24 protein-coding genes are annotated in these 22,997 nt (G+C 65.5%); 14 read left to right on the top strand and 10 right to left on the bottom strand.

The window, feature by feature from the left end; genetic code table 11:
* Positions 1-76 precede the first annotated feature (76 nt).
* The 3 genes from ACIBK2_RS03320 to ACIBK2_RS03310 all read right to left on the bottom strand — a co-directional run bounded on the left by ACIBK2_RS03320 (position 77) and on the right by ACIBK2_RS03310 (position 2,799).
* On the bottom strand, positions 77-715 hold the full coding sequence (locus ACIBK2_RS03320; protein ID WP_396963128.1) for a hypothetical protein: 639 nt from the start codon (positions 713-715) through the stop codon (positions 77-79).
* 156 nt (positions 716-871) lie between these two features.
* Entirely contained in the window at positions 872-1,231 is a 360-nt protein-coding gene (locus ACIBK2_RS03315; protein ID WP_396963126.1) for a hypothetical protein, read from the bottom strand.
* Complete coding sequence (locus ACIBK2_RS03310) at positions 1,228-2,799, bottom strand: peroxidase family protein (protein WP_396963124.1); 1,572 nt, start codon at positions 2,797-2,799, stop codon at positions 1,228-1,230. The genes ACIBK2_RS03315 and ACIBK2_RS03310 overlap by 4 nt, the downstream gene beginning before the upstream one ends.
* A gap of 478 nt (positions 2,800-3,277) precedes the next feature.
* On the opposite strand from ACIBK2_RS03310, the gene ACIBK2_RS03305 reads away from it, so the two are divergent.
* Genes ACIBK2_RS03305 through hemC form a run of 5 tightly spaced genes read left to right on the top strand, consistent with a single transcriptional unit; the run spans position 3,278 to position 8,770 of the window.
* Positions 3,278-4,909: a PfaD family polyunsaturated fatty acid/polyketide biosynthesis protein gene (locus ACIBK2_RS03305; protein ID WP_396963122.1), complete on the top strand. Its 1,632-nt coding sequence runs from the start codon at positions 3,278-3,280 to the stop codon at positions 4,907-4,909.
* A gap of 51 nt (positions 4,910-4,960) precedes the next feature.
* Positions 4,961-6,220 (top strand): cytochrome P450, encoded by a 1,260-nt coding sequence (locus ACIBK2_RS03300; RefSeq protein ID WP_396963120.1) that lies wholly within the window; start codon positions 4,961-4,963, stop codon positions 6,218-6,220.
* Positions 6,220-7,218: a hypothetical protein gene (locus ACIBK2_RS03295; RefSeq protein WP_396963118.1), complete on the top strand. Its 999-nt coding sequence runs from the start codon at positions 6,220-6,222 to the stop codon at positions 7,216-7,218. The genes ACIBK2_RS03300 and ACIBK2_RS03295 overlap by 1 nt, the downstream gene beginning before the upstream one ends.
* The gene (locus ACIBK2_RS03290; protein ID WP_396963116.1) at positions 7,208-7,792 is read left to right on the top strand and encodes an O-methyltransferase; all 585 of its coding nucleotides are present in this window, start codon (positions 7,208-7,210) and stop codon (positions 7,790-7,792) included. The genes ACIBK2_RS03295 and ACIBK2_RS03290 overlap by 11 nt, the downstream gene beginning before the upstream one ends.
* A 9-nt stretch (positions 7,793-7,801) precedes the next feature.
* Positions 7,802-8,770: a hydroxymethylbilane synthase gene (gene hemC, locus ACIBK2_RS03285; protein WP_396963113.1), complete on the top strand. Its 969-nt coding sequence runs from the start codon at positions 7,802-7,804 to the stop codon at positions 8,768-8,770.
* 15 nt (positions 8,771-8,785) lie between these two features.
* Here hemC and ACIBK2_RS03280 read toward each other — a convergent pair whose 3' ends face one another.
* Positions 8,786-9,385, bottom strand: a complete 600-nt coding sequence (locus ACIBK2_RS03280; protein ID WP_396963111.1) for a winged helix-turn-helix domain-containing protein — start codon at positions 9,383-9,385, stop codon at positions 8,786-8,788.
* A 413-nt stretch (positions 9,386-9,798) separates the two neighbouring features.
* Between ACIBK2_RS03280 and ACIBK2_RS03275 the strand changes: the two genes are divergently transcribed.
* Positions 9,799-10,248, top strand: a complete 450-nt coding sequence (locus tag ACIBK2_RS03275) for an SRPBCC family protein (RefSeq protein ID WP_396963109.1) — start codon at positions 9,799-9,801, stop codon at positions 10,246-10,248.
* A gap of 56 nt (positions 10,249-10,304) precedes the next feature.
* On the opposite strand, the gene ACIBK2_RS03270 is transcribed toward ACIBK2_RS03275, so the two are convergent.
* Positions 10,305-10,904: a TetR/AcrR family transcriptional regulator gene (locus tag ACIBK2_RS03270; RefSeq protein WP_396963106.1), complete on the bottom strand. Its 600-nt coding sequence runs from the start codon at positions 10,902-10,904 to the stop codon at positions 10,305-10,307.
* A gap of 128 nt (positions 10,905-11,032) precedes the next feature.
* Between ACIBK2_RS03270 and ACIBK2_RS03265 the strand changes: the two genes are divergently transcribed.
* The 5 genes from ACIBK2_RS03265 to ACIBK2_RS03245 all read left to right on the top strand — a co-directional run bounded on the left by ACIBK2_RS03265 (position 11,033) and on the right by ACIBK2_RS03245 (position 15,631).
* Positions 11,033-11,581 carry a hypothetical protein gene (locus ACIBK2_RS03265; RefSeq protein WP_396963104.1) on the top strand — a complete coding sequence of 183 codons (549 nt, stop codon included), beginning with the start codon at positions 11,033-11,035 and terminating at the stop codon, positions 11,579-11,581.
* Between the two features lie 11 nt (positions 11,582-11,592).
* The gene (locus ACIBK2_RS03260) at positions 11,593-12,558 is read left to right on the top strand and encodes an alpha/beta hydrolase (protein ID WP_396963102.1); all 966 of its coding nucleotides are present in this window, start codon (positions 11,593-11,595) and stop codon (positions 12,556-12,558) included.
* A complete protein-coding gene (locus ACIBK2_RS03255; protein WP_396963100.1) occupies positions 12,467-13,372 on the top strand; it encodes a class I SAM-dependent methyltransferase in 906 nt (301 codons plus the stop codon). Before ACIBK2_RS03260 ends, ACIBK2_RS03255 begins: the two co-directional genes overlap by 92 nt.
* Positions 13,362-14,177, top strand: a complete 816-nt coding sequence (locus ACIBK2_RS03250) for a methyltransferase (protein WP_396963098.1) — start codon at positions 13,362-13,364, stop codon at positions 14,175-14,177. Before ACIBK2_RS03255 ends, ACIBK2_RS03250 begins: the two co-directional genes overlap by 11 nt.
* A gap of 146 nt (positions 14,178-14,323) precedes the next feature.
* Positions 14,324-15,631, top strand: coding sequence for an aldehyde dehydrogenase family protein (locus ACIBK2_RS03245; RefSeq protein WP_396963096.1), 1,308 nt, complete (start codon positions 14,324-14,326; stop codon positions 15,629-15,631).
* Positions 15,632-15,645: 14 nt separating this feature from the next.
* Here the strand turns inward: ACIBK2_RS03245 and ACIBK2_RS03240 are convergent, their stop codons facing one another.
* The 4 genes from ACIBK2_RS03240 to ACIBK2_RS03225 all read right to left on the bottom strand — a co-directional run bounded on the left by ACIBK2_RS03240 (position 15,646) and on the right by ACIBK2_RS03225 (position 18,459).
* A complete protein-coding gene (locus ACIBK2_RS03240) occupies positions 15,646-16,125 on the bottom strand; it encodes a GNAT family N-acetyltransferase (protein ID WP_396963094.1) in 480 nt (159 codons plus the stop codon).
* 27 nt (positions 16,126-16,152) lie between these two features.
* Entirely contained in the window at positions 16,153-16,668 is a 516-nt protein-coding gene (locus tag ACIBK2_RS03235; RefSeq protein ID WP_396963092.1) for a DUF5753 domain-containing protein, read from the bottom strand.
* Positions 16,669-16,678: 10 nt separating this feature from the next.
* Positions 16,679-17,311 carry a DUF6879 family protein gene (locus tag ACIBK2_RS03230; protein ID WP_396963090.1) on the bottom strand — a complete coding sequence of 211 codons (633 nt, stop codon included), beginning with the start codon at positions 17,309-17,311 and terminating at the stop codon, positions 16,679-16,681.
* A 461-nt stretch (positions 17,312-17,772) separates the two neighbouring features.
* Positions 17,773-18,459 carry an FCD domain-containing protein gene (locus ACIBK2_RS03225; protein WP_396963088.1) on the bottom strand — a complete coding sequence of 229 codons (687 nt, stop codon included), beginning with the start codon at positions 18,457-18,459 and terminating at the stop codon, positions 17,773-17,775.
* Positions 18,460-18,596: 137 nt separating this feature from the next.
* Here ACIBK2_RS03225 and ACIBK2_RS03220 point away from each other — a divergent pair, with 137 nt between their 5' ends.
* The 3 genes from ACIBK2_RS03220 (at position 18,597) to ACIBK2_RS03210 (ending at position 22,347) form a co-directional block, all read left to right on the top strand.
* The gene (locus ACIBK2_RS03220) at positions 18,597-19,712 is read left to right on the top strand and encodes a mandelate racemase/muconate lactonizing enzyme family protein (RefSeq protein WP_396963086.1); all 1,116 of its coding nucleotides are present in this window, start codon (positions 18,597-18,599) and stop codon (positions 19,710-19,712) included.
* Positions 19,713-19,804: 92 nt separating this feature from the next.
* Complete coding sequence (locus ACIBK2_RS03215; protein ID WP_396963083.1) at positions 19,805-21,139, top strand: cation:dicarboxylate symporter family transporter; 1,335 nt, start codon at positions 19,805-19,807, stop codon at positions 21,137-21,139.
* Positions 21,139-22,347, top strand: coding sequence for a mandelate racemase/muconate lactonizing enzyme family protein (locus ACIBK2_RS03210; protein WP_396963081.1), 1,209 nt, complete (start codon positions 21,139-21,141; stop codon positions 22,345-22,347). Before ACIBK2_RS03215 ends, ACIBK2_RS03210 begins: the two co-directional genes overlap by 1 nt.
* Before the next feature lie 135 nt (positions 22,348-22,482).
* Here ACIBK2_RS03210 and ACIBK2_RS03205 read toward each other — a convergent pair whose 3' ends face one another.
* Entirely contained in the window at positions 22,483-22,614 is a 132-nt protein-coding gene (locus tag ACIBK2_RS03205; RefSeq protein ID WP_396963079.1) for a hypothetical protein, read from the bottom strand.
* Between the last annotated feature and the right edge of the window lie 383 nt (positions 22,615-22,997).

Here is a 22,997-nt window from a genome sequence, read left to right as displayed (position 1 = left end):
ACCGGGCAACGACGCCCGCACCGAGCCTGGACCGACAACGGCGTCGATCCAGGCTCGACCCTCGTCGACGAGCTGATCAGCTCTGCGGAGGTTTCCAGCCGGCCTTCTTCAACGCCTCGACCGCCCTGCGCTCGGCCGCGTCGGCCGCTTGGTTCTTCTGCACGTTCCGTGCCCCGGCGCTCTCGGCAGCCAGCGAGGCGGCATTGGCCGCATAGCTGGTGGCGAAGATGAGGTCCCTGGGAGTTTTGGCGGCTGTGACAGCCTTCTCGTATTTGTCGACCATGGCATCGATGTCGGCGGGTTCGTAATCGTCGGTGGCATCCCCGGAAGCGGCGCCGATGGCGCCGCTCGCGCTCTGTGCCGCGGCGGCCGACGCGGCGCGGTCCAACGCTTGTGAACATATGTCGCTGTCGGCTTTTTGCACGTCAGCAGACAGTTCTTTCCCCTCGGCCTTGGCAGCCACGCCATTCTCGACACAGAGTCGAACGGACATGCTCTTCGCCCGAGCTATATGGCATTTCTTCGCGGTGTCGTCGTCGGCGGTGGTTCCCGTCGCCCCGGCCGCCTCCTCCGCGTCGGTGCACACAACGACCGGCTGCGACGGATTGCCGGAGTCGGTCGTCGGGGAAGCGCCCGCGACACCGGTGGCGGTCAGCACGATGGCGGCCACCGCCACACCGCGCGCCGTCCTGGCTACGGCCGAATCGAAACGCATTGTTTCTCCCATTCATCGAGGTGGACCCGCCGGTCGGCGCATCACATGTCCACCTATTCGTTATGGCAGGGGCCTTGGATCGGAATACGTCGATCGTGGGACCACACGCCAATGGCACCGCACGTCAGTGCGGTGCCATTGGCGACGGCTAGCTGTTCAGTGTTGATCCGGGTCGGGCGGGCGGCCGACGATGAACGACTTGCCGGGGATGGGGAGTCTGCTCACGGCCATTTGTGAGTACTGCAGCAGGGTCTGTACTCCGGGCGGCATGGGCACCGCGCCGGCCGCCGCGTGCTGGCCGGCCGAGGCGGTGCCGGTCAGCCGCGCCACGATCAGCTCGAGATCCTTTGCGGCAGTGCGACAACGGGCCGCGTACGTGGTCATGAAGGCGCAGAACTCGGACGAGACGCCGACCGACCCTTGCAGGCGGGTGCCGAGTTCCTCCAGTCGGGTGGCGCACTCCTGGAGGGTCGCGGCGTCCGCGATCAGCGTCTGCGCCTTTTCGGCCACGGTCATTGGACATCCTGGCGGGTCATGGTCACAAGTCGGGGCTGGGGATCCTCGGGGACATTGCGGTGCAACACATCCGACAGTGTCTGGGTGGAGTCGATGACCTCCATGCCGATCTCGGTGAACGTCTCCTTGTTCAGAATGCGTGGCGCGACAAGGGGATTGGTCAGTGCCTGGGAGAACGCGTCGATCGCGATGATCTTGGTGAGCAGCGGCCCGAGGATGGCCACGTCGGAGCCGCGTTCCTCGGCGAAAAGCCCTACGTAGAGATCGATGTCGTCCACGCTGCGGTACATGTCGCGGACCGCGCCGTACACCTTCGGGTCGCTGGAGAGCTGCCGGAAGTCGTGGATCGGGCGCATCTTCAGGTGCTTGCGGTAGGCGTTGTACGGCGCGAGCCGCAACTGCCGGGAGCGGGTGATGCTGGCCAGGTCGGTGGGGACCAGTGAGGGGTCGGTATTGAACAGCCCGATCTGGCCTGCCCCCTGCCGCGAGGCCTCCTCGAACGTGCGGCCGAGGCCGGCCTTGGGCAGCATCGGGCCCGCGTACAGGGTCTGCGTCACGGGCAGCTCGCGCCCGCCGACGGTGAGAACGGACGGAATGAGACTGTGCCAGCGGTAAACCAGATTGAATTCCACCGAGGCCCAGTTCTGCCGCTGCCACGGCGAATCCGCCACATCGCTGCTCAGTCGCGGGGTCAGTTTGAACTGGAAATGGTACGGCGTGATGTGGTTGATGTACTCCTCCAGCACCAGCTTGAGCAGCACCACGATGAGAATGTTGCGAGTCGTCTGGAACAGTCGTTCGTCGTCCCAGTCCGGGTGTTCGTCGGCCAGCAGTCGCGCCAGCCGATTGTGCTCACGCAGGAACAACACGGTGAGCATGGTGAAGCCGATCTGGCTGTTGCCGCGGTCGCTGCCGGTGGCGAACAAGGCGTCGCGCTGGGCTTTGTTGAGCTCGTTCCAATGGACCACGCCCAGCGCCGAGAACTCGGCCTTGATCTTGCCGTTCTCGCACAGGTACGGCGGGAACTCGCCGCCGTTGATGGACTGGCTCTTGAGCTTTCCACCCTCGTGGCTGCGCAACTGCGTCGTTGCCTCGTCGGTCAGCCCGTACAGCTGATTCAGGTCGATGCTGTGGTTCGACGAATTCTTGCGCGGGTCCGGCGGCACGTGACTGTCGCTGCGCAGAAAGCCGTCGGTGAACCACTGCGCGAAATAGGCCAGCATGACCGTCGAGCGACGGCACGGGATCATCCCGCCCGCACGGGTGAACAGGCTCTCGGTCGCCTTGACCGGCGGCCTGCCGGTCTCCGCGTCATCGATCGGCGGCAGGTGCCGCCCGCTGTAGGTGCGGTCGTTCAGCGACGACCATGAGGTGTACGGCGCCATGGTGCTCAATGGCTCTGGCCGCGGCGGCATCTCGCGGATCGCATGATCGATCAGATAGGTGTTGAGACCCTCCCGCACCGGCGCGTAGCGCTGGGCCAGATCCCACACGGGTTTGCCGTTCGTCAGGGCCAGGTACCGCAGGCGGTTCGCCGCCCCGTCGGTGGCGATGCTCCGGGCTTTCATTCTCATACCTCCGTGTTTCTCTTCGTGGCACAGGCCGTTCGCTTCTTGCCGGAAAAGAGTGATATCCCCAGAATGGGAAGGGCGGCAAAGAAAACGACCATGGCGATAGCTCCGGCCGGTCCACTCGCCACGATCGTGTCGAATCGATGGTGCAGGCTCTGTGGTATCAACCGGCGAATGGTGTGTAGGACCCCCTCGAGGTATTTCAGGTAATTTCCCTGTTGGTGGTCGAGATGTTGGGCAAAGCCGTGACCTGCGGACATGTATTCCTTCTCGGGTCGAATGTCGAACACCGGTAACGCATTCAGTGTGGACAGGACGCCGTGAATCGGTCAATGCTCGGACGCTGCAACCTTCGGATCCATTGTGTACCGGTCCGGTCCTATTACTTTCTTCTCATGGAATCGGCGACCGTGCTGCCCAAGAATTGGTTGCGGACGGATATTCCGTTCGGACGCCGACAGTTAAGGCCGTGCGCATGGAACCTGAAGTGCTGCCTCGAACGCGCTGGACCGAGGGTGCAACGCTGACTTGGCACTCCGAGGGTGAACCGCCGGTGTTCCGCGGACCGGGGATAGCCGCATTCGCGGCGCGCATCCGTGAGCCGCTGTATATCCTCACCGGCGACCGCGGGTCGGCGATCGGTGTCGGTGGTGGCGGGGTCGTGGAACCCGGGACCGGCGCGTATTCGGTCGTCGGTCTGCTGCCTCCGCTCTATCCGGAACGGCTCGGCGATCGTTCCTTCGGCGAGGCGCACGGCGTCCGCTTTCCTTATGTCGCAGGGGAAATGGCAAATGGCATCGCGACCACCGCCATGGTCGTCGCGATGGCGCGGGCGGAAATGATGGGCTTCTTCGGTGCCGCCGGACTCGCGCCCGAGCGGGTGGCCGCGGCTGTCGCGGAACTGGTTTCGGCCCTGCCCGGCCGGACCAACTGGGGGGTGAACCTCATCCATTCACCCGCCGAGCCTGCCACCGAGGACGCGGTGGCCGACCTGCTGATTGCGAACAACGTACCGGCGGTGTCCCTTTCGGCGTTCATGGATCTCACCCCCGCCGTGGTGCGTATCGCGGCGAAGGGGCTGATCAAGGATGCGCATGGCCGAATTCATCGCCCGCGCAGTGTTTTCGCGAAGGTATCCCGGCCCGAGGTGGCCGCGCATTTCCTGGCGCCCGCGCCCGCGGAGTTGTTGCGGGAGTTGGTCGAGCGGGGTCAGCTGACCCCCGAGGAGACCGAACTCGCCGCCCAGGTGCCGGTGGCCGAGGACATCACCGTGGAAGCCGACAGCGGCGGTCACACCGACAACCGGCCACTGACCGCGCTGCTTCCAGTCATTCTCACCTTGCGCGACACCATTTCTCGCCGGCACCGCTATGACCGGCCGATCCGGGTCGGCGCGGCGGGTGGGCTCGGCACCCCGGGTGCGGTGGCGGCCGCGTTCGCGCTCGGCGCTGCCTACGTGCTGACCGGTTCCATCAATCAATCCGCGATCGAGTCCGGCCTGTCCGCCGACGCCAAACGCATGCTCGCCGGGGCCGGGTTGGCCGATGTGGCGATGGCGCCCGCGGCGGACATGTTCGAGTTGGGGGTCAAGCTGCAGGTGCTGCGCCGGGGCACCATGTTTCCCTTTCGCGCGGAGCGCCTGTATCGGATCTATTCGAGTCACGCCGCGTGGGCGGACGTCCCGGAGCAGACCCGCACGAAGGTCGAAAAGGATTTGTTCCGAACCTCTTTCGACGAAGTGTGGGCCGGTACCCGCGCCTTCTGGCAGGACAGGGAGCCGGACCAGGTGGTCCGGGCCGAACGCGACGAACAGCACCGGATGGCCCTGGTGTTCCGCTGGTATCTGGGCATGTCCAGCCGGTGGGCGATCCAGGGGGACGACACCCGCCGCGGCGACTACCAGATCTGGTGCGGGCCTGCGATGGGTGCGTTCAACCAGTGGACCGGCTCGGGTTTCCTGTCCGACCCGGCCGATCGCTCCGTCGTCCAGATCGCCCGGAATCTGCTCGAAGGCGCCGCCGTGCTCACCCGGGCGCAGCAGCTGCGCAGCTACGGAATCGCCGTTCCCGCAGCGGCTTTCGCGTTCGCCCCGCGCCGTCTCTCCTGAACGACCAACTGACCGCATACCCGCACCAACAACTAGATGGAGGTCGATCCAATGACGACAACCGAGACGATCGCAGGCGGTTATCTGGAACAGTACGACGCCGCCGGTCCGATGGGGCAGGTGGAACTGCTACAGAAATGGTTCCTCAGCGACTCGCAGGAACTGTTCGCCGAGCTCCGCGCCCACCGGCCGATCCTGGTGACGCCGGCGTTCACCCTGGTGACCCGGTATGCCGACGTGACCGAGGTGCTCTTGCGCCATGAGATATTCAACGTCCGCTACGACCCCGCGCTGGCCACCGCGTTGGGTGGGCGGCACATGTTGGCCACCGATGGGGACGTCATCAATTGGCGGGAACGCGGGCTGATGCAGGTCATGCTCGCCCCGGAGGATCTGGCTCGGCTCAGGGAGGTGGCGGGCCGCTTCGCCGCCGAAGCGCTGGACGAGGCCTGGCCGACCCGCCGGATCGATATCGCCAGCGGGTTCGTCCGGAAGGTGATCATCCGAATGTGCCTGGAATATCTGGGGTTTCGGGGCGCGGACCCGAACGACCTGTCGGCCTGGGTGCGACCCATCCTCGCGGACATGGTGACCAACTTCAGTAACGACTCGGAGATGCGCAAGGCGACCGAGCACGCCGGCGGCGAATTGATGGGCTGCATACGCGACCTGGTCGCGCAGCGGCGCGCGGGAGTCACTGTGCCGCACCGCGATCTGCTGACCAGGCTGCAGAGCACCAGCATCGGTTCCGGCCTGGACATGGACGATGAGCGGGCCGCGATCAACCTCGGTGGCATCCTGCTCGGCTTCGTGGAGAACGGCATGAGTTCCGCGACGCAGCTGGTGGAGCAGTTGCTGCGCCACCCGGAGCTGCCGCTGCAAGACGTCGCGCAGGATCCGAAGCAGTTCGACCCGTACGTGTGGGAGGCCCTGCGGCTGAACCCGTTCTTCAAGATGGTTTCCCGGGTGACCCGCAACGAGTACACCGTGGCGGCGGGAACATCTCGGGGGACCACCATCCCCGAGGGCACCCTGGTGCTGGTGGCCCTCGAATCGGCGATGTCCGACGAGGATCACGTGTCCGAGCCTGCGGCCTTCCGGCTCGACCGGCCGCCGCACATCTACAAGCTGCATTTCGGTCTCGGTCACCACGACTGCGTCGGCGGTGGCCTCGGCGCGGCGACGGTCGCCGAGTCGGTGCGTCAGCTGTTCCTGCGCGATCCGTGGCCGCTGCCGGGACCGGAAGGGCAGATCGTGCGCGGGCCGGAAGGCTTCCCCCGGCACCTCGTGGTCGGGCTGGGCGACCACTGATGACCAAGGCCGAGAGCCCTACCATCACCCCGGTCCGCCGCAGGTTGGACGTGACCGGCGTCAACCCACTGCGGGCTCGATCGCGGATGCGCAAGCTATTGCACCGCGACCTGCTCACCCCCGCCGATCTGGTCGCGCCGATCCTCGTGCAGCCCGACCACCGCGACCTGGCCCGCTACCGGTACCTGCCCGGTGCGGTGCCGCTGTCCGGGATCGCCGACTACGCCGAGGAATTGGACGCGGCCGGGGTGCGAGCCTGCCGGGTGCTCGTCTACGGCGAGCACAAGACCCTCGACGCCGCCGACGCGTTGAAGCCGGACAACATGATGATCGATGCGATCCAGTCCATTCGAAACGCGGTGCCGGACATGGTGATCGCCACCGAGGTGTGCGGCTGCGCCTGGACCGAGACCGGTGAATGTGTGCTGCTGGACTCGCGGGGACACACCGACATCATCGGCACCTACGAACTGATGGCACGCATGTCGGTGCTGCACGCGCAGGCCGGCGCCGACATGGTCGGCCCGGCGGCCGTGCTCGACGGCTCGGTGCAGGCGATCCGGTTCGAACTCGACGAGGCCGGATTCACCGACGTGAGCGTCACACCGTCGGTGATCTTCGATTCGGCGCTGTTCGGTGTCTACAAGTCGACGATGAACACCGACCCCGGCCGCGGCAACCGTCGCGGCTTCCAGATCGACTCCTGCCAGCCCGGCCAAGCGCTCGACCAGGCCGTCCGCTGGATCTACGAGGGCGCCGACGGATTGCTGGTGCAGCCGGCGATGACCGCCATCGATCTGCTCACCCAGCTGCGCGGCATGACCAGGATGCCGCTGACCGCGTTCAGCGTCTCCGGCGAGGACCAACTCTTCGCGTCGGCGCCGATCGCCGTGCAACTCGAATACGCGCGGGCGCTCAAACGCGCAGGCGCGGACCTGATCCTGACCTACGGCGCGCTGCGCCTGGCCCGAGCTCTGGAGGACAGCCGTGAACGATGAACCCTCCGTATTGCCACCACTGGTGGTGCAGGCCCAGAAGGCCGCCGCCGACGCGGGTTTCGTGATGTCGTGCACCAACCGGACCGGCGCGCTGCTGCGCACCCTCGCCGCGTCCAAACCGAACGGGCGGGTGCTCGAGCTCGGCACCGGGGTCGGCGTCGGGTCGGCCTGGTTGCTGTCCGGGATGACCACCAATTCGCAGCTGATCACGGTCGAGGCCGACCGCCCGATCGCCGCGCTGGCCCGCGGCGTGCTCGGCGACGACGCTCGAATCGTCGTGCACACCACCGACGCCGACAGCTGGCTCGACGATTACACCGGGTCCGGGTTCGACCTGGTCTTCGCCGACTGCCGGCCCGGCAAGTTCCGCCGCCGCGACGACCTGCTCAAGTTGCTGCTGCCCGGTGGTCTGTTCATCGGCGACGATCTGCTGCCGCAGCCGATGTGGTCGGCCGGGCAGCCGACCAGGGTCGGGCAATTCCTGGCCGAGATCCCCACCCAGGACGGCATGCACGTGACGCTGCTCAACTGGGATTCCGGTCTGGTCATCGGCGCCCGGACCTGGCAGCGGTAGGTCCGGCACATGTCGCGCATCATCCGGATCGCCACTCGGTCGAGTCCGATGGCCCTCGTGCAGGCCGCGCAGGTTGCCGACAACCTGGCAAAGCTCGGGGCCGCGACGGAACTGGTCCAGGTCACCGCTGCGGGTGACCGGTGGATGGGCGACCTGGCTCGGCTCGGCGGTAAGGGCGCGTTCGTGAAGGAGATCGACGATGCCCTGCGCGAGGGGCGGGCCGACCTCGCGGTGCACTGCCTCAAGGACATCCCCGGCGATGTCCCGCTCGCCGCCGGGCTGTCGTTCGCCGCGTTTCCGCCGCGCGGCGATGTGCACGATGCGGTGGTCACCCGCAGCGGCGCGCGGCTCGCGGAGTTGCCGGAGGGGGCTGTGGTCGGCACCAGCTCCGTCCGGCGCACCGCGCAGTTGCGCCTGCACTATCCCTACCTGCGGGTGAAACCGCTGCGCGGCAACGTCAACACCCGGTTGGCGCGGCTCGACGAGGGGCACTTCGACGCGCTGATCGCGGCGGTGTCGGGTCTGCACCGCGTCGAGCTCGGCCACCGGATCGCGGAGGTGCTGCCGATCGTGGTGATGTGCCCGCCGATCGGTGCCGCGACCATCGCCCTGGTCTGCCGAACGGACGATATCGAGCTGGTCGACCTGGCCGCAATGCTCGACGACCCCGACACGCACCGGCAGGCGGACGCCGAGCGCGCCATGCTGCACGCCTTGCAGGGGCACTGCAACTCGCCGATCGCCGGTCTGTGCACGACCGATCCGTCCGGACGACTTTCCTTGCACGGCAAGGTGTTCGACCTGGACGGCGCGCGCTGGCTCGACTCGCACCACTGGGGCGTGCCGGACGAGCCGCACGCGCTCGGCTTTTTCGTCGGATCCGATCTGCTGCGCCAAGGCGCGGGCACCCTCATCGATTCGATCCCGCACTGCCGGGAGATCGCCTTGCGGGATGGTCCGAACTGCTCGCCGATCTGAGTCGGCCGGGACAGCTCAGTTCTGCTGTCGCCCAGCGTGGCTGAGGATGTGGTGCGCAGCGGTGATGGTGACGTGGGTGGTCGGCGTCGGGCCGTGATTGATGATGTGGTGCGCGGTGCTGGTGAGGGTGTGTGCCAGCGTCTGCAGCACGGCGGGGTGCAGATTGCGCAGCGGATTCCTGGTGTCGGTGCTCGACTGCTCGGTGCGCTGGGCGAGCGTGTCGAGATGGCTGGCCGCGTGGTAGAGCGTGGTGATGTCGGTGTAGCGCTGTTGCCAGCGTTGTGGCGTGCTGTCGTCGCTCGATAAGTGTTCGCTGTCGGGTGTGCCGAGTTCGCCGGTGTCGGTGGTGGTTTGGGTGAATTGTCCGTGCGGGATGGTGGTGGCGAGGTAGACGCCGCGACCGGGCTGGGTGGTGGTGAGACCGTGTTCGCGGAGTTTGCGTAAGGCCGCTGCCGCGGTGGCCATGGAGACGCCGTAGGTGGTCATCAGTTGCGATTGTGAGGGAAGTCTGTCCCCTGGTTGGTAGTGACCGTTGTGGATGGCCGTGATGAGATCGACGGCGATTGCGGCTGCGGTGGCCCGGTGGGCGGGGTCGGCTAAGTTGGCGGCGGTCACTCCGGAGACTGTAATCCCAAGCAATCCAGCCGGTTTGGATTGGTCGGCTGTGTGTCCGACTTGCCGACTGTGCGGCAGTCGAGAACGGGTGCCTGAATCGCAGGGGTCGATTACCGCGGCGACAACACTTGTTCGACCTTTGATCCGGTCGTCTATTTTGCGACTATCGGCCTAGTCGCAATCCGTTGACCAGGTGTCGATGCTGAATTAGCGTAACTATTGGATGTTCTGAATTCCACGGGCCCGCAAGGGAATTCATGACGGTCGGGCCGCATATACGCGGTTATGACTTTGCTCACCGCACCTGCGAGAGCGCCGTGCATCCGGAATATCCGTCAAAACCTTCGACCGGTATGACATGGCCGGCGCGCTCCATTCGATCCCGATTCCCATTTCGCCTGAGGAGAACTGACATGGACTACCCCGAACACCCCGACACCGACGCTGCGGTCGTCGTCGAGCAGAGCATCCACATCGGCGCGCCGATCGAGCGGGTCTGGGCCCTGCACACCGATATCGGCGCCTGGACCACCTGGCGCACCGACATCACCGAGGCCACCATGGACGAACCGCTGAAGCCGGGCTCGACCTTCCACTGGCACACCCCGCGGATCGGCATCGAGTCCACGATCTATGCCGTCGATTCCCCGCACCGCATCCTGTGGGGTGGGTCCCAGCACGGCATCACCGGCATCCACCTGTGGACCTTCGAGGCGGACGACGACGGCACCCTCGTGCACAGCACCATGTCCTGGGATGGCGACCCGGTCCGGGCCGACCTCGACAATCAGCGCGACGGGCTGGCCAACTCCATGCATGTGTGGCTCGAAAGGCTGCGCGAGACAGCGGAATCGGCGGCCTGAGTCGCGGTTGATCGGATGAACGAGTCGGCGGTACGCGTGCGTACCGCCGGCTGAATCTATGGTCGGGCAGCGGCGCCGACCATGCGTAGGGCTAGGTAGGCGTAGTGGTCGGCGACGGCTTCGGGGGTGAAGCGTCCGTTGTCGCGGAACCAGCGCGCGACGTCGATGCCGAGGGAGAGCACGGCGATGGAGGTCATGTCGGGGTCGACGGCATCGAACACGCCCCTCGCGTTACCGGCGTGCAGTACCTCGCGAACCATGGTGAGCACCTCGCGCCGGATCGTGAGGATCTCCGTGCGATGTTCCGGGGCGAGTGAGGCCAGCTCGTAGCTGACGATGCGCGCGAGCGTGTGGTTCACCGCGTAGTCGCGAACGAAGCTGCGGACCAGCCCGGTGAGCTGCTGTACCGGGTTGTCGGTCGCCGCGATCTGCTCGGCGAACGCGCGTGCCGTGCGTTGGTGGCCCTCGAGTGCGATCAGGTAGAGCAGGTCTTCCTTCGACTTGTGGTGCACATACACCGCCGCCGGACTCATCCCCGCGCCCGCGGCGATATCGCGGGTGGTCGTGCCGTGGAAGCCCTTGACTCCGAAGGTGTCGATCGCGGAGGCGAGCAGGCGGTCCTTGGGGTTGGCCGAGGGGTGTGTGGTGTCGGTCATAGGCCTCCTTTGTTGACGCGTGCGGCAATTCTATAGCAAACTAAGCGAGCGCTTAGAGGTAAGCAATCGCTTAGTCGGCTGTATTCCGTTTCGGCAGGTCGCTCCACTCTCCAGAAGAGGTCGGACTGATGAACGAAGACGAGTTCGCGCGATACGTAGAGCTGTACAACTCCGGTAACTATCGCGACGTGGTGGACAGCTACTACCACGAGAATGTTCGGATCGACATCTACGGCGTGAACTTCACCCGTGGCGCGTCGGACACCCTGCACTGGTTGCAGAACACCCATGTCGGCCTGATCGAGATCATGATCGTCGATGGTCTCCGGGTCAGTGCGAACGGCCGCGATATCTACGCGCGGGTCCGCGAGACCTTGGTGGCGCTCGAGGCCGTGAAACGGTTGGCCTCCGGGCCGTTGGCTCCTGGTCAGGTCAGAACGACCAGCTTCGCCGCGCACTACGTCGTGGCGGACGGCAAGTTCACCCACGTCACCCTCGAGCTCCCGAGAAGCCCGCTGCCGCAGGTCGATCGGCCGAACGTGGTGTCGAGGAGTGCTCGCGACCGCCGGGCCGCGCCGGTGGTTACGCCGATCATCGGGTACGACGACGAACGCGTGATCCACAGTCCGGATCAGTGGATCATCGGCCCGCAACCCGAACGCTCCTATCCGAACTGAAGGGGACCGTCATGCCATTGGATCCAGCGATCGAAATCCTCGTCAAGCAGATGGAAGCCGTGCCGAAGCCGGCCAGGGAGCTGACCATCGCCGAGAAGCGGGCCCGCAATGCGCTACTGGCGCTTGCCATGTCGCCGAATCCGCCGCTGCGGGTCAGCTCGATCGGTGATGACAACCTGGCCGGTGTGCCGGTGCGGGTTTATCGGCCGAAAACGACCGGCAAGGTGCCGACCGTCGCCTATTTTCACGGTGGCGCTTTCGTTTACGGCGATTTGGACACCCACGACGAGATCGCTCGTCGGCTGTGCCGGGATCTGAACGCGGTGGTCGTCAGCGTCGGTTATCGCCTCGCCCCGGAGTACCGCTATCCCACCGCGCATGACGACTGCCTGGTGGTGACTCGATGGATCGCCGACCACATCGATGAGTACGGTGGCGCGAATCTCGCAGTGGCCGGGGATAGTTCAGGGGCGAACCTGGCGGCCGGGGTGGCCCTCGGCTTTCGAGATGAGGGCAGGCCGCTGGCCGGACAGCTGCTCGCCTATCCCAATCTCGATCTGTCCCACCGCATCAACTACCCGTCGTACAGCATCTACGTGACCGGCGATGTGATGGCGCCCGGCGAAGCCGCCGACTTCGCCGAGCTCTATCTCTCCAGTGATCCCACCGCCTGCGATCGCGCACCCGCCTCGCCATTGCTCGCGACGGACTTCACCGACCTCGCCCCGGCCGTGATCGCGACCGCCGAGTTCGATCCAGTGCAGGACGAGTGCCTTGCCTACGCGCATGCCCTCACGACCTCGGGCGTACCGGTCACTACGCTGGTCTACCCCGGACTCATTCACGGATTCCTCAATCTGGAGGCCGTTTCCCCGGCTGCCGCGGGTGCCGTCGGCGAGGTGTTCGGTGCGTTCGCGGAACTTATCAATAAGGCTGTGGTCCAAGAGGATTCGCGCGATCGGAGTGCCGTGGCATAGTGCCGCAGGCCTGATCCGCCCGAATGGTATTCGCGCAGAACAGGAGACAGTCATGTCTGTTTTCGACACTCTCGGCGATATCTATCAGCGTTCGGCGACGGAATTGCCGTTTCGGGAACATCTGGAGCGCTACTCGATGCATCGGGTAGTGGGCGATGTGACCGGGCTCGACGTGCTCGACCTCGGCTGCGGGTCAGGGCTCTACGCTCGCCGCTACGCCGAGGCGGGTGCCGCATCGGTTGCGGGCGTGGATATTTCGGAGGGGATGTTGGCCACCGCGCGGGCGGAATCGAGCGCAGGCCCGGCGACTCTCGAGTACTTTCTCCGCGATGCCGCGCATCCGGCCGCCGCAGGTGATCCCTTGCTGGACAACCGATTCGACCTCGTCACCGCCGTGTACGTGTTGTGCTACGCGACCACGCCGACCGAACTCGCGGGGTTCTTCGCGACCGGACGCCAGGCACTGCACGACTCCGGCCGGTTCGTCGCCATGACACTGAACCCGGACTACGGACTCGGCCGCGACTATTTCGCACACTACGGATTCACCATCACTCAGGACGCCGACGGCGAAGGCGCGCCGGTCACGATGGGTGGCACGATGCCCGACGGTGCGCAGTTCAGCGTGACCGCGCACTGGTGGTCCCGCCAAGCGTATGAAATCGCCGCGAGGGCAAGCGGATTCGTCCACCTTCGATGGACGGCACCTACCGTGTCCGAGGCAGGCCTCGCCGAGTATGGCGAAGATTACTGGGCCGCCTGCCTCGCCGCACCGCACGCGCTGATCCTCGAAGGGGAGGCGGATGCGGACTGACGTGGGCTCAGCCGGTTCGTACATCATTCGTGGCGGGGTCGAGGGGCGAGAACGGTTGCGCGTCATGGCCGGAGTGCTGGCGCCGATGGCGCGGACGCTGCTCGAGCGGTTGCCGGTTCGGCCGGGGGAGCGGTGCTGGGATGTCGGTTCCGGCGGCGGCGATGTGACGCGGATGATCGCCGAGATGGTGGGACCCACCGGCCGAGTGCTCGGCACTGACATCGATCCGGCGAAGGTGGCATTGGCTCGGGCCGAGTCGGTGGCGTATCCGCAGGTGGAGTACCGAGTGCTCGATATCCAGGGTCAAGAGCCGGGGGAGACGTTCGATATCGCGCACGTTCGGTTCCTGCTCTCGCACCTGACCGAGCCCGGCGTGGCGGTCGCGGCGATCGGTCGAGCCGTCCGGCCGGGCGGCGTCCTGGCGGTCGCGGACGTGGACTTCGGTGTGCCCGTGTGCTGTCCCGATCTGCCTGCCTACCGAGCGTTCTGCGAACTGTATGTGCGCACCGGTCGCCATCACGGTGCCGATCCGCTTATCGGTCCTCGGCTGCCGCTGTTGCTGCATGCGGCGGGTTTCACCGATATCCGCATCCAGATCGACCAACCCGCCGAACCGGATCCGGCGATCAAGCTCGTCCACGTTCTCACTCTGGAGAGCATCGCCGATGCCGCGCTCGATGCCGGTCTTGTCAGCGCCGCCGAGATGGCCGCGATGCTCGCCGATCTCCGCGCGGCGGTGGATGATTCCTCGATGGTGTTGGCCGCGCCGCGGATAGTCCAGGCCTGGGCGCGAAAGCCTCGATAGTCGATCAATACCAACGTTGTATAGACCGGATCACCGAGGCATTGGCACACTGATGGCGACTTGTTCGGCTCATTTCTCCATCGAGGTTCGCTCGGCGACCGTCGATCGCGGTGCGGCGTCCGGGCGTCCGAAAGGAAGCCGCATCCATGAACCCGACCGATCTCGTGACCCGTCTTCGCGTTCTGGTCCGCGCGGGGCTGACCCGGCCACTGGCCTGGCGCACCCAGCAGCTTCGGCAGCTGCGTGCGTTGTTGACCGAGTGCGGGCCTGATATCGCCGCTGCGTTGTACGCCGACCTGCACAAGCCCGAAAAGGAGTGCTACGACTACGAAATCGATTTCGTGGTCCGGGAGATCGACCATCTCCTGACTCACCTGGAGTCGTGGCTGACTCCCGAACCGGTCCCGACGGCGGGCTACGGATATCCCGACGGGACCACCGCGAGCACGCGATACGACCCGCTCGGAGTGGTGCTGGTCATCGGCACCTGGAACTATCCGGTGCAATTGCTGCTCGCGCCCATCGCGGGCGCCTTGGCGGGCGGCAACACCGTGGTGGCCAAGCCCAGCGATATCGCGCAGGCGACCTCGGCGCTGTTCTCTCGGCTGCTGCCGCAATATTTCGACGCCGACACCCTGGTCGTGGTCGAAGGCGGCGTAGCCGAGACGACCGCGCTGCTCGCCCAACGGTTCGACCACATCTTCTTCACCGGTGGCGGCACCGTCGGGCGCGTCGTGATGACCGCCGCCGCCGAGCATCTCACCCCGGTCACCCTCGAACTCGGCGGCAAGTCCCCGGCGTTCGTCGACCGCGATGCAGACCTCACAGAAATAGCTACCCGGTTGGCCTCGGCCAAGTTCTCCAACGCCGGACAGACCTGTGTCGCACCCGATTACGTGCTCACCGATCCCGACACCGCCACCGCGCTGGAGACGGCCCTGCCCTCGGCCATCTCGAAGCGGTTCGGCGCGGATCCCGCGACATCGCCGCAGTACGGCCGGATCGTCAGCCAACGCCACTTCGATCGCCTTGTCGCGCTGCTGGATTCCGGCCGCCTGGTCACCGGTGGCGAGCACGACCGCGCCCAGAATTACCTCGCACCAACGGTATTGACCGATGTAGCACCGGATTCCCCGGTCATGCAACAGGAAATCTTCGGCCCGATCCTGCCCATCGTGATCGTCGAAGACCTCACCCACGCCATCGAATTCATCAACGACCGTGACAAACCCCTAGCCCTCTACGCCTTCACCAACTCCGACACCACCCGAGAACGCCTCGTCACCGAAACAACTTCCGGCGGAATCTCTTTCGGCCTCCCCATGGCCCAACTCCGCGACTCCGACCTCCCCTTCGGCGGCGTCGGCGCCAGCGGCATGGGCCACTACCACGGCCGCTACTCCCTGGAAACCTTCAGCCACAAGAAGGCAATCCTCGACGTGCCGCTCAGCTGAGTCGGACAGTGCGCTCAGGTTTCGAGTAACCGCTCGAATACCGCTCGTGTCTTTCCTGGTCCCTTGTAGTCGGTGATCACCGAGGTCCCGTGAACCGTGGCGTCGCCGCGGACGTTGTGGAAACCGAGTGCTTCCCAGGTGCGGTGAGCTGTGGTGTTGCCAGGCGTGGAGGTCAGATACATTCGGCGACACCCCAGATCCTCGGCATGTGCCCGCAGGTGATCGATCATCGCGCGGGTGATGCCGCGACGCCGATAATTGGGATCGACCATGACGTCCTGAATGTAGAGATCCGCGGGATCGTCTTGGCTGCGGAAGGCGCTGATCGCACCTGCCAATCGGTTATCGATGACGGCGACCGGGCACGTCGAGGAGAACAATGTCGCGTACAGCCAGTAGTCCGAATAACTGCGGGCCGTGATGTCGGGCGCGCCCAGCCCCATCAGGGCGATCACCTCGGGAATCAGCTGCTGCCGTAGCGGTTCGATCAACATCGAATGGTCCTCCACACATGAGGCGGTTCAGGAATCGGTCCGGAGGGCGTCCATTGCCGCCGTGATCATCGCGCGGGCATCCTTGCCGTGTACGGCCTGATCCTTGAGTCGATGGAATGCCTTGTCGTACAACGCGATTTCGCTGGGTTGGGTGATCGTGAGTTCGGCCGTGACTGTCTCGACCTGCACCATACGAGTGTCGAACATGATGAAGTTGTTGGTGGGTGTGGTGTACCGGTGCGCCGACGGCACGATGCCAAGGACCACACGCGGCAGAGACATCGCGGTGAGCAATCGGTCCATCTGTTCGAGCATCAAGTCCGCGGTGCCGACGCGAGTGCGGAGGGCTTGCTCGGCGAGCATGAAGTAGAAGCGGTGATTGCCTCGATACAACACTTGCTGGCGTTCCAGGCGCGCGGCAAGTGACTCGTCGATTTCGGATTCAGGCTCGTCGCAAAAGTTGAGCACGGTGCGGAGGATCGCCTCGGCGTACGGCGGGGTCTGCAATAGGCCGGGCACAAGGACTGGCTCATACCACCGCATGAGGTGGTGGTCACGCCTTGACGTAATCAGCGTGGGGGACGGCCTTGTCCCACACGCGGTCCCACACCGTACGAGCGTGATCAACGATCACCGGGTCGTGACCGATAGCCCAACCGACGTAGCGCCCCGACGGTTCGAAGACGGTGAACGCGAGCGTCCGGTCATCGATCAGCCAGAAATCGTCGGTGGTCAGTTCGGCAGGGTCGATCTGGTGTCGGGAGAGGTACCGGATCTCCTCGCCCACGGCGATGTTCTGTTCCGCGACGACGAGCCCCCAGCGGGTGTAGTCGACGTGTGGCTCCGTGACGATGCGCGCACGCCGCACAGCACGGCCGGTACTGGTGACCTCACGAATCAGGTTCCACCAGTCAGCGCCCCATGCGTAATCGTCGGGTTCGCCCGTCAGGAACTTGTTGAAGGGCTCGGCCTCTTCGGGCGTCTCGTATGTATCGAGCACTTCGAGGTGGAACGCGCTGTGTTCGCAGGAGCGGAGGAAGTTGTCGATCTCCTCACCTCGGAGTAGCTGCATGAACCCAAATCTCCTGTCCGACAGGAACCTCGATGCTGGTCTCGTGTTCTTGCCGAGGAACGCTAAGCGCAAAGGTATGTCTTCCAATGGTGCGTTTCGCACGATTTCTTCCATGCGATCGATGGTCGGGTACCAGTGGAAACTGGTCAACAGAAATCGTACCAGCGAGAAATGTAGCGAAATTCTGTTCATATTCCGCGGGCTTGTTCGTAGCGTCGACTGCGGCGGGCCGGGTGGGCTGCACGATCGGTCGTCTACCCGGACCGCATACCAAGACTCGTCGGAAGGGCTTGGGATGCAGGAGAAACAGTGCCGGGTGCGGGTGATGCTGGCGGGACGCGTGTTCTCGTATCGCGCAGACAGGCAAGCGGCGGACCTCTATGCCCACGACGTGGGTTCCTGGCTCGGGGTCCCGGTCGTTGTAGATGACGGCCCCAGCGACGACTTACCTCCTCTGCCTTGTAAGCGCCTATGGGCGTAATCCTTTTCGCCACAGCAGTTCTCGTGTCGTTCGGGCTCGGGTTCGCGAACTGCCGAGCACGGTTCTCAGGTTGCGAGAAATGCGGTCGGCGGGCTCAGTCCTGGAGGGCGGCGAGCATGCGTTCCTTGCCGGACAGGATGTGGGCCTCCATCAGGCGGCCTGCGGTGAGTGTGTCACCCGCTGCGATGGTGTCGAGGATTTCGGTGTGCTGGTGGTTGGAGATGGTGCGGGCGGTGTCGGATTCGAGGCCGTGGCGGCGGAAGAGGTGGAGTTCTTTGGAGACGTCGTCGTAGAGGTCGGCGAGGCGGGGGTTGTTCGAGAGGGCGACGAGGGTGCGGTGCAGGTCGACGTTGCGGGGGTAGTAGTCGTCGACGGTGGGGACGGCGGCTTGGAGTTGGTCGACCTTGGCGCGTAGTTCGGTGAGCTGGTCGGGGGTGATGCGTTCGGCGGCCAGGCGGCCGGCCAGGCCGAACAGGCTGGCGCGGATGTCGTAGAGCTGGGCGGCCTCGGCGACCGAGACCTCGCGCACGAACATGCCTCTGTTGGTGCGGAATTCGACGAGTTTGCCGCGTTCGAGTTGGCGCAGCGCCTCGCGCACCGGGCCGCGGCTGACGCCGAGCCGGGCGGCGAGGGACGACTCGTTGATCCGGTCGCCGCCGGTGAGGGCGCCCGCGATGATCAGCTGCTCGAGTTCCTCGGCGATCACCTGCAGGAGCGAACTGGACTGATGTTCGGCGACGCGGCGTTGCAGCGCGGTCATCGCCTGTGCCTGTTCGGTCATCACCGTCTCCCTCGCCCACACCCAGCCAACAGCTCCGCAGTTTCGCATAGTCAATCGTCAATTGCAAATCGTTGACAGTTGACGATTGACGCGCGCAGACTCGATCCACCGTCCCGAGCGAACAAAGGAGGACGGAAATGAGAATCAAAGACATCCGGGCCAGCGTGCACACCACCTCGATCGATGTGCCACTACTGAGCGAACGGGTCAGCGGCTACGGCCGCGAGGAGCAACGCGAGTTCGTGTTCTGCGAGGTCGAAACCGACGAGGGCCTGACCGGCGTCGCCCTGACCGGTCACTTCTTGGCCAGAGCCGTTGTCGTCGCGCTGGAACAACATTTTCTGCCCGTCGTGGTCGATATGGATCCGCGCGAGCTGGAGGCGATCCACCAGCGAGTGTGGCGAAAACTGAACCCGCGCACCATGACCGGCGTGGTGTCCAGCGCCCTTTCGCTGCTGGACATCGCGCTGTGGGACATCAACGGCAAGGCGGCGGGGCGTTCAGTCGCCAGCCTGCTCGGTGGCGCGCGCACCGAGGTGCCGGTGTATGTGACGTTCGGCTTCCCGCAGTACGACCGCGAAACACTTTGCGCCGCAGCGCAACTGCAGCTGGATCAGGGCGTCACCGCGCTGAAGCTGGTGGTGGCGGTAGACGAGGGCGGCTGGCGTGAGGACGCGGCGCGTATTCACGCGGTCCGTGACGCGGTCGGCCCCGATGTCGACCTGATGATCGACGCCAACTACCTGTTCACGCCCACCGAGGCCGCCTGCCTGTGCCGCGCCATCGAAGACGCGAACCTGACCTGGTTCGAGGAGCCGTTGCACCAGAACGATGCCCGCGCGATGGCGGATCTGCGCAGGCACACCAGGATTCCGCTGGCCGCCGGGCAGATGGAGGGGCATCGGTGGCGGCTGCGCGAGCTCGTCGAAAAGCAAGCCGTGGACATCCTGCAGCCCAATGTCTGCTACTGCGGTGGCTTTACCGAGGCACGCAAGGCCGCCCACCTCGCGCAGATCTACAACCTGCCGCTCGCGCACGGCGGCGGCTGGCCGCTGTTCAACCTGCACACCCTGGCCGGGTTGATGAACGGCTGGATTCTCGAATGGCACCTCGGCATGGTGCAGGTCGGCGAACTGCTGTTCCCGGATGCGCCGAAACCGGTGAACGGCCGGATCACCGTGCCGGACCGGCCTGGTCTAGGTCTGACGGTCGATCGCGCCGCACTGCGCGACACCCTCGTTCGTGATCATTGATGTGCGGCGATTCCCATGAGCGAGCGTAGCGAGCGAATCATGTTGCAGCGCGCGTTGCGCATGCCGGAACCGAGCGCCAGCGAGGTGAAGGCATGAGCGAGACGACAATCGAGGTCACGTCAGAGCCGACGGCGCCTCATCCACGGTGGCGCAGGCTGGCCACCAACACTAGTTTCCAGGTGCTCGTCGCAGCCATTGTCGCCGCGATATTCGGCATCGTCGCGCCGGATGCGGCGGCCGCCATGCAGCCGATCGCGAAGGCGTTCATCGCGCTGATTCAAATGCTCATCGCGCCCATCGTGTTCCTGGTGATGGTTACCGGGATCGTAGCGACCGGCGGGATGAAGGCGGTGGGTCGGATCGCGGCACGGGCGCTGATCTACTTCGAGATCGTCACGACGGTGGGCATGTTGCTCGGCCTGCTCGCGGTGAACCTGTTCCGGCCGGGCTCGGGTGTCGCGCCGCCGGCACACGCCTCCGGTGACCTGTCCACCTATGTGACCGGCGGCGCCGACCATAACTCGTTCGGCGAATTCCTCTCGGAGATGGTGCCGGACAACGCCGTCAACGCGTTCGCTACCGGCAGCATCATCCAGGTGCTGATCTTCGCGGTGCTCTTCGCCATCGCGTTGCTCCGGATGCCGGATCGGATCTCGCAGCCGATCGTGGACGGCTGCGCGAAACTCAGCGACGTGTTCTTCCGGATGATCGGCATGATCATGCTGCTCGCGCCGATCGGCACCTTCGGTGCGGTGGCCGCGACGGTCGGCAAGTACGGGCCGGAAACCCTTACCGCACTGATGAAGTTGGTCGCGGTGTCCGCGGTGGCGTTGCTGGCCTTCGTGGTCGTGGTGCTCGGCGGTGTCTCGCTGCTTGCGGGCTTCTCGCTGTGGCGGCTGATCAAGGTGCTGCGCAAGGAGTTCGCGGTGGTGCTCGGCACCTCGTCGTCGGAAGCTGTGCTGCCGCAACTGATGCAACGATTGGAGCAGGTCGGTTGCCGACGCAGCGTGATCGGTCTGGTTGTGCCGACCGGGTTTTCGTTCAATCTGGACGGGGTCGCGGTGGTGGTGCCGATCTGCGTGGTCTTCATCGGCCAGGTGTACGGCATCCCGCTCAGCTTCGGTGACCAGCTCGGGTTGTTCCTCATCTTCCTGGTGCTGTCCAAAGGCACTGCTGGAGTGAGTGGTTCGGCCTTCATCACGCTGGCCAACACGGTGGCCGCGACCAGTTTGGTCCCCGTCGCCGGACTCGCGCTCGTCCTCTCGGTCGACCGCTTCCTCTCGCTGATGCGCGCGCTTACCAACGTCCTCGGCAATGCGGTCGCGACCGTCGTCATCGCCCGATGGGAACCCGACGGTCTCGACCGCGAACTCGCCGCCCGCACCATCGGGCTGACCCGCCCGAAAACCACAGTAGGAGAAAAGTAATGCCGCGAATCGTCGCTATCCACGAAGGTGTCGTGCCGATCAGTTCCTCGATGAGCAACGCGTTCATCGACTTCAGCGCGATGGACTGCTCGATCGTCGCGATCGTCAGCGATGTGATCAGGGACGGCGAGCCGGTCGTCGGCTACGGCTTCAATTCCAATGGTCGCTACAGTGCGGGGGAGATCCTGCGCCGCCGCATCATTCCCCGGTTGCTGCGGGCTGAGCCCGACGAGCTGCTGACCGACGACGGTGCCGCCATCGATCCCGCTCGAGCATGGAACATCATGCTGCGCAACGAGAAACCGGGCGGGCACGGGGAAAGATCGGTCGCCGTCGGCGTGGTCGATATGGCGCTGTTCGATCTCGCCGCCAAGCTCGCCGGACTGCCGCTCTATCAATGGCTCGCCCGGCACTACGACCTCGGCGCACCGGAGGAGGACGTATTCGTCTATGCCGCAGGCGGATACTACGCACCGGGCAAGGGGCTGACCCAGCTCCAGGACGAGATGCGCGGCTTCCTGGCCCAGGGCTACGACGTGGTGAAGATGAAGATCGGCGGCGCGAGCCTGGCCGACGACGTCAAGCGGGTCGAGGCCGTGCTCGACGTACTCGACGGCGACGGATCGCGATTGGCCGTCGACGCCAACGGCCGCTTCGACCTCGACGCCGCGCTCGAGTACGGCCGCGCCCTCGCGCCGTACGGCCTGTTCTGGTACGAGGAACCCGGCGACCCGCTCGACTTCGCCTTGCATGCAACGCTTTCCGAGCAATACCCGGGCCCGCTGGCCACCGGCGAGAACCTCTTCTCCCGGCAGGACGCCCGCAACCTCATCCGCTACGCGGGCATGCGCCCCGACCGCGACTACCTCCAGTTCGACCCCGTCCTCGGCTACGGCCTCGTCGAATACCTCCGGATCCAGGACATGCTGCGCCAGCACGGCTGGTCCGCCCGCCGCTGCATCCCGCACGGCGGCCACCAGTTCTCGCTGCACATCGCCGCGGCCCTGCGCCTCGGCGGCAACGAGTCCTATCCCGGGGAGTTCCAGCCCACCGGCGGCTTCGCCGACGCCGCCGTCATCGAACACAGCCGCCTACGACTCACCGACACTCCGGGTATCGGCTTCGAAGACAAGGCTGACCTCCACCGGGTCTTCCGCGCCCTGCACACCGACATCGACCTCCCCACCGCAGAGCCCGGCACGGGTTAAGATCGGTCCGGCCCAAGCGGACGTGGCGGCGTCCCTGGGTGAACGGGGAAGTGGCCCGCCCAGTGGAGTTCGACCCTGCTGGGCGGGCCACACACCGTCTGTAGGCGGCAGTATGGTGCCCCGACCTGCAGTGGGTCATCGCGATAAGCGCAACTCCTCGAATGGGCCAACCGCGACAAGGTAGACGCCGACCTCGACCGCGACCGCGACCGCGACCGCGACCTCGACCTCGACGAAGACTCCCCCCACTGCGCCGAAGCGCCGCACCGCGCGCAAATTCTCTCGCCGCGCACGAACCAGCCAGCAAAATCGTGCGCGCCAAGCAAAACTGTGCGCGCCATCGGCGGATGCAGCGGCCGTAAGGCGTGCACTCGGTGCGCCTGCATCGGGTGCTGGGGCGCGGCGCGCACCGATTCTCTCGCCGCGTACGAACCAGTTAGCAAAATCGTGCGCGCCAAGCAAGATCGTGCGCGCCAGGCGAACTTGTGCGCGCTATCGGCGGATGCAGTGGCCGTAAGGCGTGCGCTCGGTGCGCCTGCATCGGGTGCTGGGGTGCGGCGCGCACCGATTCTCTCGCCGCGTACGAACCAGTTAGCAAAATCGTGCGCGCCAAGCAAGATCGTGCGCGCCAGGCGAACTTGTGCGCGCTA

The sequence above is a fragment of the Nocardia sp. NPDC050175 genome, from assembly GCF_044459885.1.
In the GTDB taxonomy this organism is placed as follows: Bacteria; Actinomycetota; Actinomycetes; order Mycobacteriales; family Mycobacteriaceae; genus Nocardia.
The sequence above is the reverse complement of the archived record's forward strand: the minus strand, read 5'-3'. Positions and strand labels throughout refer to the sequence as shown.

What these genes read in the sequence shown, in the direction of transcription:
- ACIBK2_RS03315 (WP_396963126.1), bottom strand. Translation starts at nt 1,231, where the DNA reads ATGACCGTGGCCGAAAAGGCGCAGACGCTGATCGCGGACGCCGCGACC.
- ACIBK2_RS03245 (WP_396963096.1), top strand. Translation starts at nt 14,324, where the DNA reads ATGAACCCGACCGATCTCGTGACCCGTCTTCGCGTTCTGGTCCGCGCG.
- ACIBK2_RS03210 (WP_396963081.1), top strand. Translation starts at nt 21,139, where the DNA reads ATGCCGCGAATCGTCGCTATCCACGAAGGTGTCGTGCCGATCAGTTCC.
- ACIBK2_RS03215 (WP_396963083.1), top strand. Translation starts at nt 19,805, where the DNA reads ATGAGCGAGACGACAATCGAGGTCACGTCAGAGCCGACGGCGCCTCAT.
- hemC (WP_396963113.1), top strand. Translation starts at nt 7,802, where the DNA reads ATGTCGCGCATCATCCGGATCGCCACTCGGTCGAGTCCGATGGCCCTC.
- ACIBK2_RS03295 (WP_396963118.1), top strand. Translation starts at nt 6,220, where the DNA reads ATGACCAAGGCCGAGAGCCCTACCATCACCCCGGTCCGCCGCAGGTTG.
- ACIBK2_RS03310 (WP_396963124.1), bottom strand. Translation starts at nt 2,799, where the DNA reads ATGAAAGCCCGGAGCATCGCCACCGACGGGGCGGCGAACCGCCTGCGG.
- ACIBK2_RS03300 (WP_396963120.1), top strand. Translation starts at nt 4,961, where the DNA reads ATGACGACAACCGAGACGATCGCAGGCGGTTATCTGGAACAGTACGAC.
- ACIBK2_RS03225 (WP_396963088.1), bottom strand. Translation starts at nt 18,459, where the DNA reads ATGACCGAACAGGCACAGGCGATGACCGCGCTGCAACGCCGCGTCGCC.
- ACIBK2_RS03220 (WP_396963086.1), top strand. Translation starts at nt 18,597, where the DNA reads ATGAGAATCAAAGACATCCGGGCCAGCGTGCACACCACCTCGATCGAT.
- ACIBK2_RS03275 (WP_396963109.1), top strand. Translation starts at nt 9,799, where the DNA reads ATGGACTACCCCGAACACCCCGACACCGACGCTGCGGTCGTCGTCGAG.
- ACIBK2_RS03235 (WP_396963092.1), bottom strand. Translation starts at nt 16,668, where the DNA reads ATGCGGTGGTATGAGCCAGTCCTTGTGCCCGGCCTATTGCAGACCCCG.
- ACIBK2_RS03270 (WP_396963106.1), bottom strand. Translation starts at nt 10,904, where the DNA reads ATGACCGACACCACACACCCCTCGGCCAACCCCAAGGACCGCCTGCTC.
- ACIBK2_RS03230 (WP_396963090.1), bottom strand. Translation starts at nt 17,311, where the DNA reads ATGGAAGAAATCGTGCGAAACGCACCATTGGAAGACATACCTTTGCGC.
- ACIBK2_RS03250 (WP_396963098.1), top strand. Translation starts at nt 13,362, where the DNA reads ATGCGGACTGACGTGGGCTCAGCCGGTTCGTACATCATTCGTGGCGGG.
- ACIBK2_RS03305 (WP_396963122.1), top strand. Translation starts at nt 3,278, where the DNA reads ATGGAACCTGAAGTGCTGCCTCGAACGCGCTGGACCGAGGGTGCAACG.
- ACIBK2_RS03260 (WP_396963102.1), top strand. Translation starts at nt 11,593, where the DNA reads ATGCCATTGGATCCAGCGATCGAAATCCTCGTCAAGCAGATGGAAGCC.
- ACIBK2_RS03240 (WP_396963094.1), bottom strand. Translation starts at nt 16,125, where the DNA reads ATGTTGATCGAACCGCTACGGCAGCAGCTGATTCCCGAGGTGATCGCC.
- ACIBK2_RS03265 (WP_396963104.1), top strand. Translation starts at nt 11,033, where the DNA reads ATGAACGAAGACGAGTTCGCGCGATACGTAGAGCTGTACAACTCCGGT.
- ACIBK2_RS03320 (WP_396963128.1), bottom strand. Translation starts at nt 715, where the DNA reads ATGCGTTTCGATTCGGCCGTAGCCAGGACGGCGCGCGGTGTGGCGGTG.